This is a genomic window from Nocardioides marmoribigeumensis, from assembly GCF_031458325.1.
Lineage (GTDB): Bacteria > Actinomycetota > Actinomycetes > Propionibacteriales > Nocardioidaceae > Marmoricola_A > Marmoricola_A marmoribigeumensis.
The window spans coordinates 1,835,679-1,852,455 of the sequence record NZ_JAVDYG010000001.1 but is presented as its reverse complement, the minus strand read 5'-3'; the positions used below and the strand labels follow the sequence as shown (position 1 = coordinate 1,852,455).

Genomic DNA, 16,777 nt, shown 5'->3' with positions numbered 1-16,777 from the left:
GAGCCGCCGCGCTCAGGCCAGCGCGGGGAGCGCCCGCGCAGCGGTGTAGACCGCCACGCCCAGCACCAGCAGCGTGAAGGCCCCCGCCAGCCGCTCGGGCCGGGTGCGCTGCGCCAGCCACGTGCCCCCCACGGCACCGGCGGCCGCCGCGACGGTGAGCAGCAGGACGGGGACCCAGGTGGGCTGCACGCCCGACCCCACGCGTACGACGAACGCGCTCGCGCTGGTCAGCACGATCACCACGAGGCTGGTCGCGGCCGCACGGTCCATCGGCAGGTCGAGGGCGAGCACCAGCGCGGGCACGACGAGGAAGCCCCCACCGACCCCGAGGAACCCGGTCAGCAGCCCCACGGCGGTCGCGGTGACCAGCACGACCGCTGCCCGACGTACGTCGACGGTCAGGGGGTGCAGGGTGAGGACCGGGCCGTCGGGGCGGCTCGGTCCCGTGACCAGGCCGCGGCGCTGCTGCACCAGCCGCCAGCTCATCAGCGCGGCGACCAGGAGCATGAGCACCGAGAAGCCGCCGAGCAGCACCGCCTCGCCGACGGCGGTCGAGGCGCGCGCCCCGAGCACCGCGCCGGCGACCGCCGTCGCGCCGAACGCGAGGCCTCGCGCCCACAGCACGGTGCCGTGCCGGTGGGCGCTGACCGCGCCGACCAGGGCGGTCACGCCGACCACGACCAGCGAGCCGGTGGTGGCCTGCGAGGCCGACTCCCCGAGCACGTAGACGAGCACGGGCACGGCCAGGATCGACCCGCCGCCGCCCAGCGCCCCGAGGCTGAGCCCGATGAGGAGCCCGGCCACCGCGGCCAGGACGAGCGTCACGCGCCCCGGTCCTCCCGGCCGGTCGCGCGGCCGCCGGGGGCCACGGGGAGCCCCGAGCCCGGGGCGTTGCTCCAGTCGTCGTCGACCGCGACCACGTGACGGCCCGCCGCGTCGAGCAGGGAGGCGGCGATCGAGGCGCGGTAGCCGGCGGCGCAGTGCACCCACACCTCGCCCGCAGGGACGTCGTCGATGCGGTCGAGCAGCTGCTGGAGCGGGACGTGGGCGCTGCCGACGACGGCCCCCTCGGCCCGCTCGTCGTCGCGGCGCACGTCGAGCACCTGCACCTCACGGTGGTGCCGCACCTGGGCGAGGTCGGCGAAGCTGCCGCGCTCGAAGGACCGCACGTCCTCGGGGGTCCGGGCCCAGTCGTCGGGGCCGCCGGTCGACTGGGCCGCCGGGCGGTCGATGCCGATGCGGACCAGCTCGCGCTGGGCCTCCGCCACGTCCTCCGGGGTCGACCCGAGCAGCGTCAGCGGGGTGCCCCACGCGACCAGCCAGCCGAGGTAGGTCGCGAAGCCGCCGTCGAGGCCGAAGTTGTAGGACCCGCGCAGGTGACCGGCCGCGAACGCCCGGCGGTCGCGCAGGTCGACCACCCACTCCCCGGACTCCAGCCGCCGCCGGAGCTCGGCCGGGTCGGCCTCCTGGGCGGGGCTGAGGTCGGGCGCGCCGGGGCCCTGGGCGTTGCCGGACGCCATGTGGGCGTAGTACGCCGGGTAGGCGCCGAGCCCGGCGAGCAGGTCCTCGACGTAGGCCTGCTCGTCCTGGGTGAGGACCGGGTTGCCGCGCACCTCGTCGCCGATGGTCGAGGCGGTCGCCTCGGACTGCGTCGCGGCGCAGAACGACCCGAACCCGTGGGTCGGCAGGACCTCGGCGGAGGCGGGGAGGAGGTCGGCCAGCCGGTGGGCCGAGGCGTGCTGGTGGCGCGCGAGCGCGTCGGTGTGCTCGTCGCCGAGCAGGTCGGGACGGCCCGTGGCGCCGAACAGCAGCGATCCCCCGGTGAACACCGCGAGCGCCTCGTCGAGCCCCGCGTCGTCGTCGGTGAGGGCGTAGGACAGGTGGGTGAAGGTGTGGCCCGGGGTGGCCAGGGCGGTGAGGCGGATCCGCTCACCCACGGCGACCACGTCCCCGTCGCGCAGCCCGTCGCGCTCGAACGACACGTCGTCGGCGGCGTTGAGGTGGTAGGCCGCCCCGGTCGCCCGGGCGAGCGCCAGGCCGCCGGTCAGGTAGTCGTTGTGGACGTGGGTCTCGAGCACCGCGACCAGCCGGACGCCGAGACGGTCGAGCAGCGTCGTCACCCGGTCGAGGTCGCGCTGAGGGTCGATGACCGCGGCCACGGAGCCGTCGTGCACGAGGTAGCTGCGGTCACCGAGCGTCGGGGTCTCGACGACCTCGAGACCGAAGGGCCCGAGCGTCCCCTGTCCGCCCATGTCACAGGCCCTGGTCGTAGGGGTGGCCGGCCTGGACCCAGGCCGCGGTGCCGCCGACCACGTTGACGCTGTCGAACCCGTTGGCGTCGAGGAGCGGGCCCATCGCGCCGCTGCGGTTGCCGCTGCGGCAGATGACGTAGACGGGCCGGTCGCCCGGCACCTCGTCGAGCCGCGAGGAGAGCTGACCCATCGGGATCAGGACCGCGCCGGGCACGTGCGCCTCGGCGTACTCCTGGGGCTCGCGGACGTCGATGAGCGTCGCGCCCTCGTCGAGTGCCTTCCGCAGTCCGTCGATGTCGGTCTCGCGCATGCTTCTCCTTCGTCGGGTGGTGGACACCATACCCCTCCGGGTATCGGAGGGGGTTTGCTCGGCAGGGCCGAGGGACACGGTGGCCACATGAGTCACTCGGACGTCACCTACGAGCCACCGGCTCCCCCGGACCCCGCCGAGGCGTCCCTGGGTCAGCTCGTGTCCTCAGTCTCGCAGCAGATCCCGGAGCTGGTCCGGTCGGAGATCCGCCTGGCCCAGGCCGAGATGGCCGAGAAGGGCAAGCGGGCCGGCCTCGGGCTCGGCATGTTCGGCGCCGCCGGCGTCCTGGCGCTGTACGGCGTAGGGACCCTGCTGGCCACCGTCGTGCTGCTCCTCGCCCTCGTGCTCCCGGCCTGGGCGGCCGCGCTCATCGTGACGGTCGTGCTGTTCGCCGCCGCGGGTGTGGCGGCGCTCAAGGGCAAGGCCAACGTCGCCGAGGCCACCCCGCCCAAGCCCGAGCGGGCGATCGACGGGATCAAGGCCGACGTGGAGACAGTGAAGGGGAACCACCCGTGAGCACACCCGACAACCTCGACGGCCACCAGGGCCAGGTCGCCCAGGACACCGGCCAGGACGGCGCCGAGGACACCCCTCGCACCCCCGAGCAGATCGAGGCCGACATCGCCGCCCAGCGCGAGCACCTCGCCGCGACGATCGACGCGCTGACCCACAAGCTCGACGTGAAGAGCCAGGCCAAGGCCAAGGCGGCCGACGTCAAGGACCGCGCCACCACCGACTCGGGCAAGCCGCGACCCGAGCTGGTCGCGGGTGCCGTGGCCGCGGTCGTGGTCGTGGCGGGCCTGTGGTGGTGGAGGCACCGACGATGACCAGCCGCACCAAGGACGAGACCCACGAGCTCGACCCCGACGCCAAGCCCGAGGGGCCGACCGACCTGACCAAGCGGTCCTGGAAGTACGTCCTGCGCAAGACCTGGCGGGAGTTCGGCGAGGACCAGTGCACCGACAAGGCGGCCGCGCTCACCTACTACTCGGTGCTCGCGCTGTTCCCGGCGGCCCTCGCGCTGTTGTCGATCATCGGGCTGGTCGCCAACCCCCAGAAGGTCCTGTCCACGGTGATGGACGTGCTGCGTCCGTTGGTCTCCCCGAGCACCCTGCAGACCGTGCAGCCGACCCTGGAGTCGATGGCGTCCTCGCAGGCGGCGGGGGTCAGCTTCGTGGTCGGTCTCGCCGGCGCGCTCTGGTCGGCCAGCGGCTACATCGGCGCCTTCTCGCGGGCGATGAACTCGATCTACGAGATCGACGAGGGTCGCCCGTTCTGGAAGCTCCGCCCGATCCAGGTCCTCATCACCCTGGTCGCCGTGCTGCTCTCGGCCGCCGTGCTGGTCATGCTCGTGGTCAGCGGCCCCCTGGCGGAGTCGATCGGCAACGTCATCGGCCTCGGCTCGACCGCGGTCCTGGTGTGGAGCATCGCCAAGTGGCCGGTGCTCGCCCTGACGGTGGTCGTGATCGTGGCGCTGCTCTACTACGCCACCCCCAACGTCAAGCAGCCCAAGTTCCGCTGGATCTCCGTCGGCGCCGCGGTCGCGATCGTGACCTGGGTGCTCGTCTCGGTGGTCTTCGGCTTCTACGTCGCGAACTTCTCCAGCTACGACAAGACCTACGGCTCCATCGCCGGCGTCGTGGTCTTCCTGCTGTGGCTGTGGCTGACCAACCTGTCCCTGCTCTTCGGCGCCGAGATCGACTCCGAGCTCGAGCGGGGGCGTGAGCTCCAGGCCGGCATCCCGGCCGAGGAGGAGCTGCAGCTCCCGCCGCGCGACGACCGCAACATCGAGAAGGCGCGCGAGAAGGAGGAGAAGGACATCGCCCTCGCCCGCCAGATCCGCGAGGCGGCCGACCCCGAGGGTCGCGTGGCCGCGGAGTACGACGCCGAGCACTCCGGCTCCACCACCGACGAACCCCGCCGGCCCGACGGGTCCGGCACCAGCACCGACGCACCCGAGACCACCAGGAGATGACCATGAAGAGACTGCTGCTGCTCACCGGCTTCGCCATCGGCTACGTGGCGGGCAGCGCCGCCGGCCGCGAGCGCTACGAGCAGATCCGGAGCATGGCGCTGCGGGTCCGCAACGACCCCCAGGTCCAGGCGGCTGCCGCAGCGGCCGCGGACAAGGCCAAGGAGGCCGCGCCCGTGGTCAAGGACAAGGTGACCGGTGCCGCCGAGGTGGCGGCGCAGAAGGTCCGGACCTCCTCGGGACCCGACCTCAGCGAGCAGGAGAGCGGCTACCCGGTCGCCGGTCGCTGACCCGGCTCGGCGCCGGTCGCCTCAGCCCTGACGTCGCCGCGCCGCCTGCACCAGCATGATCCGCAGGTCCACCAGACCCTGCTGGACGTAGTCGTCCAGACGGCTCACGAGCATCGCCGGCTCCTCCGGGGCCGGCGATGTCGCGCTCGGACGAGGCGCGGGGCTGCGGGCCAGGATCGCCGGCCGCGTCACCTGGTAGGCGGGCCAGAAGATCGCCGTCATCATCACGAGCAGGACCATCGCACTGAGCACCCGTCGATGATGCGCCGCGAGGGGCCCGGCGCTCAGGCGAATCCGAGCACTGGGACCGCCGCCCCCGCGGCCCCGCCCGGGATCGCCCGCAGAGCGCGCGGTGTGGTTCAGACCAGCGGACCCCGCACCTAGAATCTCCCGCGGCGTGCCGGACCCTGGTCCGCCGGAGGAGAGGATCCCGATGGCGAGGCGTGAGTCGCTGGGTGTGCGCACGTGGGCCGCCGCGACCGCGGTCGTGGCCGGCCTCGTCGCCGCGGGGCTCGCCGTCCTCGTCTCCCCGACCCTCGGCGCCGGCAGCGACCACCGGTCGCCGAGAGCGGCCACCACCCTGTCCGTGCCCGCCGACGGTCCCCGGCGCGTGACCCCGGTCGGCGACCCGGCGGCTCGTGCGCGGTTCGGGCCCAAGCCCAACGTCGTCGTGGTGATGACCGACGACATGCGCGCCGACGACCTGCGCTTCATGCCGACCGTCCGGCGCGAGCTGCGCCAGGGGGGCGTGGAGTTCCGCAACTCGTTCTCGCCCAACCCGCTGTGCTGCCCGGCCCGGGCCTCCTTCCTCAGCGGTCAGCTGTCCCACAACCACGGCGTGATCTCGCAGGTCCCGCCCTGGGGGTTCCCGGCCTTCCGCGACCACGGCACGATCGCCACCGCGCTGCGTCGCTCCGGCTACCGCACCGCCCTGGTGGGCAAGTACCTCAACGGCTACGGCGAGCTGCGCCGCCGCAACGGCGAGCCGAGCCTGCACTACGTCCCCCCCGGCTGGACCGACTGGTACGCCGCGTTCGGGCCGCCGCCGTCCAGCCGCATGCCGGGGGGGACCTACAACTACCTGGACCAGCCGATCAACCACGACGGGCGCATCGAACAGCACCGCGGGCAGTACTCCACGGTGACCACCGGCACGATCGCCACCAGGCTGGTCGACCGCTACTCCCGCAGCCGGGACCCGTTCTTCATGTACCTCGCGTTCGTCGCGCCCCACTTCGGCACGCCGCACGAGCCCGACGACCCGACGTACACCGAGCCCGACGGGGTGCGCCAGCCCCTCGGGACGCCGTACGTCCCCGCGTGGGTGCGCGGCCGCTTCGACCGCATGCTCACCAAGGCGCCGGGCTTCGGCGGGGACGCCGACCCCAGCGAGACCGACATCAGCGACAAGCCCCCGTTCATGCGCAACCGTCCCGAGCCCAACGGCTCGATGGAGGCGGCGACGCTGGAGTCGGCGCGCCAGCGCGCGGAGTCGCTCTACGTGGTCGACCGCCAGGTCGCCCGCCTCGTCCACGAGCTCAAGCAGCGCGGCGAGTGGCAGCGGACCGTGCTGTTCCTGACCAGCGACAACGGCTTCTTCCTCGGCGAGCACCGTCACCTCAAGGGCAAGATCAAGCCCTACGAGCCGTCCACCCGGGTCCCGCTGCTCGTCACCGGCCCCGGCCTCCGCAGCGGCACGACCCGTTCCGACCCGGTCACGACCGTCGACCTGACCGCGACGATCCTCGAGCTCGGCCGGGCCATCCCGTACCTCACCTCCGACCACCCGCTCGACGGGACGAGCCGCCTGACCACGCTCCTCGACGGCGACCAGGGCTGGCGTGCGCCCGTGGTCACCGAGGGACGGCTGTGGCAGGAGAACGACCGCCGCGTCCGCCGGGCCAACGGCTTCCACACGGGGCTGTCCTACGCCGGTCTGCGCACGCCGCGCTACGCCTACATGAGGTACGACCGCGGCTACGAGGAGCTCTACGACCTGCGCGAGGACGCCAACGAGATGGTCAACCGGATCGAGGACCCGATGTACGCCGACGTGGTCGCCCGCCTGCGCAGGCTGTGGACGGAGTACCACGAGTGCGCCGGCCCGCAGTGCCGTCGCGACCTGCCCCGCTGGCTGCGAGCGGGCCCGGACGCGAACGCCGAGCTGACCTCGACGTTCTGGGCGCAGGTCGCCGAGCGGTCCGCCGCTACGCTGACGCGGTGACCCAGCCTCCCGAGCCCCGCACGCCGGCCGGCCGCTGGTCCTACTTCGGCCCCGCCGGCACCTTCACCGAGCAGGCCCTGCGCACCCTGCCCGAGGCCGCCTCGGTCGAGGCCGTCCCCTGCACGACCGTCACCGTCGCGCTCGACGAGGTGCGCGCCGGCGAGTCCGACGCCGCGGTGGTGCCGATCGAGAACTCCGTCGAGGGCTCGGTCCCGGTCACCCTCGACGAGCTGGCCACCGGCGAGCCGCTGATGATCCGCCGCGAGATGACCGTGCCGGTCGCGTTCTCCCTGCTCACCCGCCCCGGTCACCGGCTCGAGGACGTGCGCGTCGTCGGCACCCACCCCCACGCCGAGGCGCAGACCCGGGGGTGGGTGGCGCGCCACCTGCCGGGCGCGACCGTCGTCCACGCGACCTCCACCGCGGCGGCCGCGGCGGCCCTGGCCGACCCCGACGCCACGCCGCTGTGGGACGCCGCGATCTCCGCGCCGCTGGCCGCCGAGCGCTACGGCCTCGAGGCGCTCGCCACCGGCATCGGCGACAACGCCGAGGCGGTCACCCGCTTCGTCCTGGTCACCCGGCCCGGCCGCCCGAGCCCTCCGACGGGCCGGGACAAGACCAGCCTGGTGCTGTTCATGCGGGAGAACCACCCCGGCGCGCTGCTGGAGATCCTCGACCAGCTCGCCACGCGCGGCGTCGACCTGACCCGCATCGAGTCGCGACCGACCGGCCACGCGCTCGGCGACTACTGCTTCTCCGTCGACGCCGAGGGCCACATCGAGGACCGTCGCCTGGGCGAGGCCCTCATGGGCCTGCGGCGGATCTGTGCGGACGTGCGGTTCCTCGGCTCCTACGAGCGGCACGACGGCAAGGCCGCCACGATCCGGCCCGGCACCACCGACGAGGAGTTCAACCGGGCGACCGCGTGGCTGGCGCGTCTGCGCGACGGAGCCTGAGGGCGGACCTACCCTGGCCGGGTGACGGACTCGACGCTCGCCTCGCTCGTCCTCCTCGCGCTCGCCCTCGCCGTGGCCGCGTTGGTCGTCGCGCTGTCCGCCCAGCGCCAGCAGGTCGCCCGCCGGCGGCGGACCGCCTCCTCGGACCTCCCGACCGACGTCGCCGGGCTCCGCGCCGAGGTCGCCGCGCTGGTCGACCAGAGCCGCCTGGCGCTGCACCGGCCCGAGCTGCTGCGCTACGACGCGTTCGGCGACATGGGCGGACGCCTGTCGTGGTCGCTGGCGCTGGTCGACGACGCCGGCACCGGGGTCGTGCTCACCTCGATCCACGGCCGCAGCGACGCCCGCTCCTACGCCAAGGGGTTGGTGGCCTGGGAGAGCGACCAGCCGCTCTCGCCCGAGGAGGACGCGGTCGTCTCCTCCGCCCGGGCCCGCAGCCGGGGCGAGGCCCCCGCGCCCACCCCGGCCCGTCCGCGCGCCAAGGTCGGTCGCCGCAGCGACCCCGAGGCAGACGCGGCGATCGTCGAGCAGGTCGAGGGCGAGGTCGCCGTCCGGGAGTCCCGCGACGGCGAGGGCGCCCAGACCGCCTGACCCGGCGCTCGTCCCGGGCCGTGTGAGGTCGGTCCCGAAGTCGACTGCCGCACGATCTCGCCACCTACCCTTCTGCCCATGGGTCTCCTCACTCCGCTCGCCGTGCGCATCGGCGCCCTCGAGTTCATGCCGAACTACCTGCCGCAGATCGTCGCCACCGACCATGCGCTGCAGCGGCTCACCCGGGGCCGGGTCACCCTCCTCGACATCGCCGGCCTGCCCAACCTGACCCTCACCGTCACCGGTCGCAAGAGCGGACAGCCGCGCTCGACGCCCCTGCTCGCCGTACCTCGGGGGCAGGACTGGCTCATCGCCGGCTCCAACTTCGGCGGCCCCAAGCAACCGGTGTGGGTGGTCAACCTCGAGGCGACCCCCGAGTGCGAGGTCACCGTCAAGGGCCGCACCCAGCCGATGCACGGTCGCCGCCTCGAGGGCGACGAGCGCGAGGAGGCCTGGCAGTTCATGCAGCGGACGTGGCCGAACTACCGCAAGTACGAGGAGCGGACGGAGCGCAAGATCAAGGTGTTCCTGCTGACCCCCCGCTGATCCGGCGGGCTCGGGGTACGCCGGACAGCGCGCGCCTCAGCGAGGCACGCGGACGAGCAGCTTCCCGTGGAGGCACTCGCAGGTGATCTCGTGGCCCAGGCCGATGAAGTCCCCGTCGATCTGGCGGGGGATCTCGGCGGAGGCGCGGATGACGACCTTGCGGCCGGTCATGCGGTTGACCGTCTCGTCGAGCTTCTTGCCGCGGGTGACCACGCGCACGACGACCAGCAGCCAGTGCAGGAAGCGGGCGGGGTTGACCAGGACGACGTCGAGCCTGCCGTCGTCGATGGTGGCGTCGGGCAGGAGGGGGAGGCCGGCCTGGAGGAAGCCGACGTTGCCGACGACGATCGTGCGGGCGCGGTGCTTGGTGGGCTCGCCGTCGTCCACCGAGATCTCGACCGCGGCGGCGGGGAACATCAGGTTGCGCAGGCCCGAGACGACGTAGGCGAGCCAGCCGATCTTGGCCTTGATCTGCTCGTTGGCGCCCTCCATGATCGCGGCGTCGAAGCCCATGCCGGCCATGACGAGGAAGTGCTCGTCCTCGCCGATGCCGTCGCCTGAGATCCGGACCAGGTCGATCGCCCGGTCCTGCCCGTTGAGGGCGACCTCGACGGCGTTGTTGAGGTAGAGCGGCAGGTCCAGGTTGCGGGCCAGCAGGTTGCCGGTGCCGGCGGGCACGACCCCGACGGGGATGCCGGTCCCGGCCAGCTCGGCGCAGACGGTGCGGACCGTGCCGTCGCCGCCGCAGACCACGACCAGCTCGGCGCCCGCCTCGGCGGCCGCGGCCGCCATGCTGCGGCCCGGGTCCTCGATCGTGGTCTCGAACCACAGCGGGTCGTGCCAGCCCAGCTCGGCGGCCCGGGTGTCGAGCAGCGCGCGGAACGCCTCGGGGCTCTCCACCTTGATCGGGTTGAGGATGACGGCCAGGCGCCCGTTGCTCGGCGTGACGCTGGGCAGCGGGTCGACGGGCTTGGCGCGGGGGGTCGGGTCGGCGAGGTAGGTCGCCGCGCACACCACCAGCGCGGCCAGGGCGAACCCGGCGACGACGTCGGTGAGCCCGTGCACGCCGAGCAGCAGCCGGTCGAGACCGAGGAGCAGGGCCAGCAGCACGCCGCCGACCGCGACCAGGCGGCGCTGGCTGCGGCGGCGCAGGAACATCGTGGCGAGCACCATGAGGATCCCGGCCAGGCAGGCCGTGCCGCTGGAGTGCCCCGAGGGGAAGGCGCCGTCGAGCAGCTGCATGTGGGCGTACGACGGCCGCGGGCGGGCGAAGGACTGCTTGAGCAGGGTGGTGAGGAGCGTGGTGGCGAGCGTGACGGCGACGACCCAGGCGGCGGGCCGCACGTGGCGCTTGACCAGCAGCAGGCCCGCGATGGCCAGGGTGTAGAGCGCGACCGGTGGGACCCGGAACAGCTCCGCCAGCACCTCGGCGGCGCGCTCGACCCCCGGGTGCCGGTCGGTGAACCCGGCCAGGGGCTGGCCGAACCACACGTCGACGCGGTCGGCGGTGTGCGGCGCCAGGCCCACCAGCAGGCAGGCCGCGAGCAGCACGAGCAGGCTCACCAGCGCCCCTGCGAGCAGGCGCCGGCGCGTCTCCGCGCTGAAGGTCATGGTCACCTCGTGTCGATCCGGCCGTCACACCCGGCGGCCGCCGAGGGATCCCGCTCAGTATCTCCGGGGGCTCCCCGGCAAACCGTGAGCCGGGTCGCCCGTCCGGGGTGCGTCGCGTCACGCCCGTTCCCGCGGCCTAGCATGATCCGGTGATCGATCCACGCCTGCTCCGCGACGACCCCGACGCCATCCGTGAGGCCCAGGGCCGCCGCGGGCTGTCGCCGGAGTCCGTGGACCGCGCGGTCGCGGCCGACACCCGCCGCCGCGCGGCGATCGCGGACTTCGAGCGCCTGCGGGCCGAGCAGAAGTCGCTCGGCAAGCAGATCCCGAAGGCCCAGGGCGAGGAGAAGCAGGCGCTCCTCGCGCGCACCAGGACGCTGTCCACCGCGGTCAAGGAGGCGGAGTCCGCGCAGGTCGAGGCCGAGACGGAGTACGCCGACGCGGTGCGCGCGATCCCCAACCCGGCCGCACCCGAGGCGCCGGCCGGTGGTGAGGACGACTACGTCGTGCTGGAGCACGTCGGCACCCCCCGCGACTTCGAGGCCGAGGGCTTCGAGCCGCGCGACCACGTCGAGCTCGGCCGGATGCTCGGCGCGATCGACATCGAGCGGGGCGCCAAGGTCTCGGGTGCCCGCTTCTACTACCTGACCGGTGCGGGGGCCGACCTCGAGCTCGCGCTGGTCAACCTGGCGATGGACCAGGCGCGCGCGGCCGGCTTCACCACCGTCATCCCGCCCGCCCTGGTGCGTCCCCGCGCGATGGACGGCACGGGGTTCCTGGGTCAGGCGGCCGACGACGTCTACCGGATCGAGGGGGAGGAGCTCTACCTCGTCGGCACCTCCGAGGTGCCGATGGCGGCCTACCACTCCGACGAGATCCTCGACCTGTCGCAGCTGCCGCTGCGCTACGCGGCGTTCAGCCCCTGCTACCGCAAGGAGGCAGGCTCCTACGGCAAGGACACCAGCGGGATCATCCGCGTGCACTGGTTCGACAAGGTGGAGATGTTCACCTACACGACCGTCGAGGAGTCCTACGCCGAGCACCAGCGCCTGCTCGCGTGGGAGAAGGAGTTCCTCACCAAGCTGGGGCTCGCGTTCCGGGTGATCGACGTGGCGGCGGGGGACCTCGGGCTCTCCGCGCAGCGCAAGTTCGACTGCGAGGCGTGGATCCCGACACAGGGTCGCTACCGCGAGCTCACCTCGACCTCCAACTGCACGGACTTCCAGGCCCGCCGGCTCGACATCCGCGGCCGGAGCGCGCAGGGCGCCAACCAGCACCTCGCCACCCTCAACGGCACGCTCTGCGCGATGACCCGCACGATCGTGGCGATCCTCGAGACCCACCAGCAGGCCGACGGCTCGGTGCGCGTGCCCGAGGCGCTGCGCCCCTACCTGCAGGGCCGCGAGGTCCTCGAGCCGGTGGGTCGTTGACCTGGTCCCCGAGGCTCGTCGCCCTCGACATCGACGGCACCCTCTTCTCCGCACCCCACGGCAGCAGCGTCGTCGACGAGACGATCAGCCCTGCCGTGCTGCAGGCGGTCGCCCGTGCGGTCGACGCCGACGTCCCCGTGGTCCTGGCCACCGGCCGCTCCACCTTCGGCATGACCCACGTGGTGGAGCTGCTCGACCTGCGCCGCCGCGACCCCCACGGCCAGGTGCTCGCGGTGGCCTCCAACGGGTCGGTGGTCTTCTCCCATCCTCCCGTCGAGGTGCTCGAGGCCGTGACCTTCGACGCCTCCGACGTCGTGCGCCGCATCCTCGACCAGATGCCGCAGGTGCTCGTGGCGGTGGAGGAGGTCGGCGTCGGCTACCGGGTCAACCGCCACTTCCCCGACGGTGAGATCAACGGCCAGATCACGTTGCAGTCCGTCGAGGAGCTGGTGGCCGAGCCGGTGACGCGCGTCATCGTCCGGGACCCCGAGTCCTCCGAGGAGGACTTCCACCGCCTCGCGGAGGACGCCGGGCTGCACGACATCAGCTACTTCATCGGCTGGACGGCCTGGCTCGACCTGGCCCCCAAGGGCGTGTCCAAGGCCAGCGGTCTCGCCGACGTCGCGGCCCGGCTCGGCGTCCCGGCCCAGGACGTGCTGGCGATCGGCGACGGCCGCAACGACATCGAGATGCTGCAGTGGGCCGGTCGCGGCGTCGCGATGGGCCAGGCCTCCGACGACGTCCAGGCGGTCGCCGACCACGTCACGGACACCGTCCACGCGGACGGGGTCGCTCGCGAGCTCGAGCGCTGGTTCCCGGCGTGACCGCGTTCGACCCGGCCGGCGTACGCCTCGTCGCGACCGACCTCGACGGCACGCTCCTCCACACCGACGGCACGGTCACCGACCGCACGCGCCGCGTCATCGAGGCCCTCGAGGCCCGCGGGGTGCTGGTCGTGTTCGTCACCGGGCGTCCGGTCCGCTGGATGGAGACCCTCTGGCCCCACGTCGGCGACCACGGGCTGGCGATCTGCAGCAACGGCGCGATCGTCTACGACGTGGCGCAGCACGCGGTGTCCGAGCTGCGCCCGATCCCGCGCGAGGTCGTGCTCGAGGTGGCCGACGTCGTACGTCGGGAGGTGCCGGGCACCGCGTTCGCCGTCGAGCGGGCCGACGGGTTCGGCAAGGAGCCGGTCTTCCACCCGGAGGGGCCGACCGGGCCCGACCTCCGTGTGGCGTCCCTGGAGGAGATCGCCGGCGACGGGGTGGCCAAGCTGCTCGCCCGCCACGAGGAGCTGGACCCCGCGGGCTTCTGGGCCCGGGTCGAGGCGCTGGTCGGCGGGCTGGTGACCACCACCTGGTCGTCCGTGGGTGCGCTGGTCGAGATGAGCGCCGCCGGGGTCACCAAGGCGACGACCCTCGCAGCCGTGTGCGCCGAGCACGGCATCGGCCCCGAGCACGTGCTGGCGTTCGGCGACATGCCCAACGACCTCGCGCTGCTGGAGTGGGCGGGCCGCGGCTACGCGATGGCCAACGCCCACGGGTCCGTGCTCGCCGCCACCGAGCACCACGCGCCGCCCCACGACGAGGACGGCGTCGCCCAGGTGCTCGAGGACCTGTTCGGCCTCTGAGCCCCGGGCCCGGGGCCGGCCCCTTCGGGTGGCCCGTAGCCTCCAGCCATGACGCCCGAGGAGTACCTCGCCCACGACGCCACCGCGCTCGCCGCCCTCGTCGCCGACGGCGAGGTGACGGCCGTCGAGCTGCTCGACCTCGCCCGCAGGCGGCGCGACGAGGTCAACCCCGCGATCAACGCCGTCGTGGTCGACCTCGACGGCGTCGCCGACGAGCGGGCGGCCGGACCGCTCGAGGGGCCGTTCGCCGGTGTCCCGTTCCTGGTCAAGGACCTGGGCCAGGAGTACGCCGGGTTCCCCACCTCCGGCGGTTCCCGGGCCCTGGCCGCCGACGTGGCCGGACGGCACGCGCTGGTCACGCAGCGCTTCCTCGACGCCGGGCTGGTGGTCTTCGGCAAGACCAACACCCCCGAGCTCGGCGCCAAGGGCGTCACCGAGCCCGAGCTCTTCGGCCCGGCGCGCAACCCGTGGGACACCACCCGGACCCCGGGCGGCTCGTCCGGCGGGTCCGGTGCCGCGGTGGCCGCGGGCATCGTCCCGGCTGCCGGGGCCAACGACGGCGGGGGCTCGGTGCGCATCCCGGCGGCCTGCAACGGCCTGGTGGGGCTCAAGCTCAGCCGCGGGCTGACGCCGTACGGCCCGCACACCGGCGAGGCGATGTTCGGCATGGTGACGCAGGGCGTCGTCTCGCGGACCGTGCGCGACAGCGCCGGCCTGCTGGACGCCATCGTCGGCTCCCACCCGGCCGAGGCCTACCTGGGGGCCTCCCACGACGTCCCGTTCGCCGACCGGATCCGGGAGCGGCCCGGCAGGCTGCGGATCGGCTTCACCTCCTCCTCGGCGATCAACGACCGGCCGGACCCCGAGGCGGTCGCGGCGGTCGAGGGGGCGGCGCGCCTGCTCACCGAGCTGGGCCACGAGGTCGAGGAGGTCTCGCCCCCGCACGACGACGAGGCGCTGGCCCGCGACTTCCTCACCATCTGGTTCGCCCAGCTCCACGGCCAGGTCGCCGAGGCCAAGGCGCGGCTCGGCGCCTCGGACAGCGACTTCGAGGCCGACACCCTCGCGCTGGCCGAGCTCGGTCGCGCGGCCGGCCTGCTGCCGATGCTGCGCTCGATGGCCAACGTCAACGACCACGTGCACAAGCTGGCCGGCTTCCACGAGGAGTACGACCTGCTGCTCACCCCGACGCTGGCCAAGCCGCCGATCCCGGTCGACTCCACCACCACCCCGCCGCTGCTCCAGCGCGCCTCGCGGGCGATCGCCAAGGTGCGTGCCGGCAAGGCGCTCCAGGCCTCCGGCGTGCTGGACCAGCTGATCTCGCAGAGCCTCGGGTGGGTGCCCTACACCCAGCTGGCCAACCTCACCGGTCGTCCTGCGATCAGCCTGCCGCTGCACTGGACCGCCGACGGGCTCCCGCTCGGGGTCCAGCTGGTCGGGGCCCTCGGCACCGACGGCCTGCTCCTCCAGCTGGCGGCGCAGCTCGAGGAGGCGCAGCCCTGGGCCGGCCGCTTCCCGGCCTCCCCGGTCTGAGGCGGAACCACGGGGCCGGCCAGGTCACCGGGGCCCGGGCGGCGTCGCTCAGACGGGGCCGGCGACGACGTGGCGGGCCAGGGAGACCAGCGTCGGGACGAGCTCCTCGGCCGGCACGTGCATGTCGGCGTCGACCGTGGAGTGCTGGGTCATCGCGGCGTTGACGATCAGCTCCAGGCCGAGGGCCACGCGCAGCCGCTCGAGCGGTCCGTTGAGGGGGGCGTCGAGGCTGTCGATCAGGCGGTAGCCCGCGTGCTGGACCTTCTCGATGCCCGGCTCCTGGCTGACCGGGTCGAAGGACCGCAGCATCATCTGGACCATGCCGGGGCGCTCGAGGGCGCGGCGGGTGACCAGGTCGAGGACCAGCTGGAGCTGGTCGGTGTGGTGGTGGTGGGCGGTCGCGAGGGCGACCACCTCCTCGACCGTCTCCTGGACCTCGGCGAGCACCGCGCGGTGCAGCGCCTCCTTGCTGCCGAAGCGGTGCAGGAGGCCGGGCTTGGAGTAGCCCACGGCATCGGCGATCTGCTGCACCGAGGTGTGCGCGAAGCCGTGCGTCGCGAAGATGCCGGCCGCCACGTCGAGGATGGCGTGGTCGATCTGGGCGGAGGTCTGCCGCATGCAAGGGCTCCCGGGGACGTCAGGGGCGGTCGACGGCCCGTGACCGGGCCCAACCACTTCGATCCGAATTGGACCAAAGTGATCCGGTCACCGTAGCCGATCCTGCGGCCGTCGCACCACCCCCACGGGGACACGACCAGACCGATGTCGGCCCCGCCGGGCGCGCGATCAGAGGTACATGCCCCCGCTGCGCTGGTCCCCGCCGTCGTCGCCGCCCTGCTGGTGCACGTGCCCCGGCTGGCCCGCCGTGCCCATCGCGTCCGCGATGCCCGGCGGGAGTGCCCGGCGCATCTGCTCGAGCTGGGCCCGGGCGGCCATCTGCTGGGCGTAGATCGCGGTCTGGATCCCGTGGAACAGCCCCTCGAGCCAGCCCACCAGCTGGGCCTGCGCGATGCGCAGCTCGGAGTCCGACGGGGTCTCGCTGGTGAACGGCAGCGACAGCCGCTCGAGCTCCTCGACCAGCTCGGGGGCCAGGCCCTCCTCGAGCTCCTTGATCGAGGAGGCGTGGATCTGCGCGAGCCGGGCGCGGGAGGCCTCGTCCAGCGGCGCGGACTTCACCTCCTCGAGCAGCTGGCGGATCATGCTGCCGATCCGCATCACCTTGGCAGGCTGCTCGACCAGGTCGGTCACGTGGCGCTCGCCGTCGTCGCCCTGGTCGTCCCTGCCGTCGTCGGCGGGCTGCAGCGCGACCGGCTGCCCGTCGGGGCCGATGACGACGTAGGCCGCGGGCGCGCCGTCACCACCCGCGGGCGTCTCCGTGCCCGTGGGCTCGGGGGCGTGCTGGTCCGAGGTGGGGTGCGACTGGTCCATCGCC

At 73.6% G+C, this 16,777-nt stretch carries 19 protein-coding genes; 12 read left to right on the top strand and 7 right to left on the bottom strand.

All coding sequences use genetic code 11. The features are described 5' to 3' along the window. Positions 1-12: 12 nt before the first annotated feature. The 3 genes from J2S63_RS08900 to J2S63_RS08890 are packed head-to-tail and all read right to left on the bottom strand — an operon-like array spanning position 13 to position 2,562. Positions 13-825, bottom strand: a complete 813-nt coding sequence (locus J2S63_RS08900) for a sulfite exporter TauE/SafE family protein (protein ID WP_310301405.1) — start codon at positions 823-825, stop codon at positions 13-15. Continuing rightward, a complete protein-coding gene (locus tag J2S63_RS08895) occupies positions 822-2,252 on the bottom strand; it encodes an MBL fold metallo-hydrolase (RefSeq protein ID WP_310301401.1) in 1,431 nt (476 codons plus the stop codon). Before J2S63_RS08895 ends, J2S63_RS08900 begins: the two co-directional genes overlap by 4 nt. 1 nt (position 2,253) lies before the next feature. Beyond that, entirely contained in the window at positions 2,254-2,562 is a 309-nt protein-coding gene (locus tag J2S63_RS08890; protein ID WP_310301398.1) for a rhodanese-like domain-containing protein, read from the bottom strand. Between the two features lie 87 nt (positions 2,563-2,649). Here J2S63_RS08890 and J2S63_RS08885 point away from each other — a divergent pair, with 87 nt between their 5' ends. From J2S63_RS08885 to J2S63_RS08870, 4 genes are read left to right on the top strand one after another with little or no spacing between them, the layout of a single operon-like run. Further along, positions 2,650-3,078, top strand: coding sequence for a phage holin family protein (locus J2S63_RS08885; protein WP_310301394.1), 429 nt, complete (start codon positions 2,650-2,652; stop codon positions 3,076-3,078). After that, a complete protein-coding gene (locus tag J2S63_RS08880) occupies positions 3,075-3,389 on the top strand; it encodes a DUF3618 domain-containing protein (protein ID WP_310301392.1) in 315 nt (104 codons plus the stop codon). The genes J2S63_RS08885 and J2S63_RS08880 overlap by 4 nt, the downstream gene beginning before the upstream one ends. Next, positions 3,386-4,537, top strand: coding sequence for a YihY/virulence factor BrkB family protein (locus J2S63_RS08875; protein ID WP_310301390.1), 1,152 nt, complete (start codon positions 3,386-3,388; stop codon positions 4,535-4,537). The genes J2S63_RS08880 and J2S63_RS08875 overlap by 4 nt, the downstream gene beginning before the upstream one ends. Positions 4,538-4,539: 2 nt before the next feature. Beyond that, positions 4,540-4,824 carry a hypothetical protein gene (locus tag J2S63_RS08870; RefSeq protein ID WP_310301389.1) on the top strand — a complete coding sequence of 95 codons (285 nt, stop codon included), beginning with the start codon at positions 4,540-4,542 and terminating at the stop codon, positions 4,822-4,824. Positions 4,825-4,845: 21 nt separating this feature from the next. Here J2S63_RS08870 and J2S63_RS08865 read toward each other — a convergent pair whose 3' ends face one another. After that, positions 4,846-5,076, bottom strand: coding sequence for a hypothetical protein (locus J2S63_RS08865; protein WP_310301386.1), 231 nt, complete (start codon positions 5,074-5,076; stop codon positions 4,846-4,848). A 181-nt stretch (positions 5,077-5,257) separates the two neighbouring features. Here J2S63_RS08865 and J2S63_RS08860 point away from each other — a divergent pair, with 181 nt between their 5' ends. The 4 genes from J2S63_RS08860 (at position 5,258) to J2S63_RS08845 (ending at position 9,141) form a co-directional block, all read left to right on the top strand. Beyond that, positions 5,258-7,048 (top strand): sulfatase family protein, encoded by a 1,791-nt coding sequence (locus J2S63_RS08860; protein WP_310301384.1) that lies wholly within the window; start codon positions 5,258-5,260, stop codon positions 7,046-7,048. Continuing rightward, on the top strand, positions 7,045-8,004 hold the full coding sequence (gene pheA, locus J2S63_RS08855; RefSeq protein ID WP_310301382.1) for a prephenate dehydratase: 960 nt from the start codon (positions 7,045-7,047) through the stop codon (positions 8,002-8,004). Before J2S63_RS08860 ends, pheA begins: the two co-directional genes overlap by 4 nt. A gap of 21 nt (positions 8,005-8,025) precedes the next feature. Beyond that, positions 8,026-8,595: a DUF4446 family protein gene (locus tag J2S63_RS08850; protein WP_310301379.1), complete on the top strand. Its 570-nt coding sequence runs from the start codon at positions 8,026-8,028 to the stop codon at positions 8,593-8,595. Between the two features lie 78 nt (positions 8,596-8,673). Continuing rightward, positions 8,674-9,141, top strand: coding sequence for a nitroreductase family deazaflavin-dependent oxidoreductase (locus tag J2S63_RS08845; protein ID WP_310301377.1), 468 nt, complete (start codon positions 8,674-8,676; stop codon positions 9,139-9,141). A 36-nt stretch (positions 9,142-9,177) separates the two neighbouring features. Here J2S63_RS08845 and J2S63_RS08840 read toward each other — a convergent pair whose 3' ends face one another. Next, positions 9,178-10,752 (bottom strand): bifunctional phosphatase PAP2/diacylglycerol kinase family protein, encoded by a 1,575-nt coding sequence (locus tag J2S63_RS08840; protein ID WP_310301375.1) that lies wholly within the window; start codon positions 10,750-10,752, stop codon positions 9,178-9,180. A gap of 149 nt (positions 10,753-10,901) precedes the next feature. Here J2S63_RS08840 and serS point away from each other — a divergent pair, with 149 nt between their 5' ends. From serS to J2S63_RS08820, 4 genes are read left to right on the top strand one after another with little or no spacing between them, the layout of a single operon-like run. Next, a complete protein-coding gene (gene serS, locus J2S63_RS08835) occupies positions 10,902-12,182 on the top strand; it encodes a serine--tRNA ligase (RefSeq protein ID WP_310301373.1) in 1,281 nt (426 codons plus the stop codon). Further along, positions 12,179-13,006 (top strand): HAD family hydrolase, encoded by an 828-nt coding sequence (locus J2S63_RS08830; RefSeq protein ID WP_310301370.1) that lies wholly within the window; start codon positions 12,179-12,181, stop codon positions 13,004-13,006. The genes serS and J2S63_RS08830 overlap by 4 nt, the downstream gene beginning before the upstream one ends. Beyond that, the gene (locus tag J2S63_RS08825; RefSeq protein ID WP_310301368.1) at positions 13,003-13,812 is read left to right on the top strand and encodes an HAD family hydrolase; all 810 of its coding nucleotides are present in this window, start codon (positions 13,003-13,005) and stop codon (positions 13,810-13,812) included. Before J2S63_RS08830 ends, J2S63_RS08825 begins: the two co-directional genes overlap by 4 nt. 48 nt (positions 13,813-13,860) lie before the next feature. Next, complete coding sequence (locus J2S63_RS08820; protein ID WP_310301366.1) at positions 13,861-15,345, top strand: amidase; 1,485 nt, start codon at positions 13,861-13,863, stop codon at positions 15,343-15,345. A 48-nt stretch (positions 15,346-15,393) separates the two neighbouring features. On the opposite strand, the gene J2S63_RS08815 is transcribed toward J2S63_RS08820, so the two are convergent. Then, positions 15,394-15,963 (bottom strand): TetR/AcrR family transcriptional regulator, encoded by a 570-nt coding sequence (locus J2S63_RS08815; protein ID WP_310301364.1) that lies wholly within the window; start codon positions 15,961-15,963, stop codon positions 15,394-15,396. 168 nt (positions 15,964-16,131) lie between these two features. After that, positions 16,132-16,773 (bottom strand): bacterial proteasome activator family protein, encoded by a 642-nt coding sequence (locus J2S63_RS08810; RefSeq protein WP_310301362.1) that lies wholly within the window; start codon positions 16,771-16,773, stop codon positions 16,132-16,134. Positions 16,774-16,777: the final 4 nt, after the last annotated feature.

Coding starts and splice junctions, on each gene's coding strand:
- J2S63_RS08860 (WP_310301384.1), top strand. CDS start 5,258: ATGGCGAGGCGTGAGTCGCTGGGTGTGCGCACGTGGGCCGCCGCGACC.
- J2S63_RS08840 (WP_310301375.1), bottom strand. CDS start 10,752: ATGACCTTCAGCGCGGAGACGCGCCGGCGCCTGCTCGCAGGGGCGCTG.
- J2S63_RS08875 (WP_310301390.1), top strand. CDS start 3,386: ATGACCAGCCGCACCAAGGACGAGACCCACGAGCTCGACCCCGACGCC.
- J2S63_RS08815 (WP_310301364.1), bottom strand. CDS start 15,963: ATGCGGCAGACCTCCGCCCAGATCGACCACGCCATCCTCGACGTGGCG.
- J2S63_RS08810 (WP_310301362.1), bottom strand. CDS start 16,773: ATGGACCAGTCGCACCCCACCTCGGACCAGCACGCCCCCGAGCCCACG.
- J2S63_RS08885 (WP_310301394.1), top strand. CDS start 2,650: ATGAGTCACTCGGACGTCACCTACGAGCCACCGGCTCCCCCGGACCCC.
- J2S63_RS08870 (WP_310301389.1), top strand. CDS start 4,540: ATGAAGAGACTGCTGCTGCTCACCGGCTTCGCCATCGGCTACGTGGCG.
- J2S63_RS08890 (WP_310301398.1), bottom strand. CDS start 2,562: ATGCGCGAGACCGACATCGACGGACTGCGGAAGGCACTCGACGAGGGC.
- J2S63_RS08895 (WP_310301401.1), bottom strand. CDS start 2,252: ATGGGCGGACAGGGGACGCTCGGGCCCTTCGGTCTCGAGGTCGTCGAG.
- J2S63_RS08845 (WP_310301377.1), top strand. CDS start 8,674: ATGGGTCTCCTCACTCCGCTCGCCGTGCGCATCGGCGCCCTCGAGTTC.
- J2S63_RS08820 (WP_310301366.1), top strand. CDS start 13,861: ATGACGCCCGAGGAGTACCTCGCCCACGACGCCACCGCGCTCGCCGCC.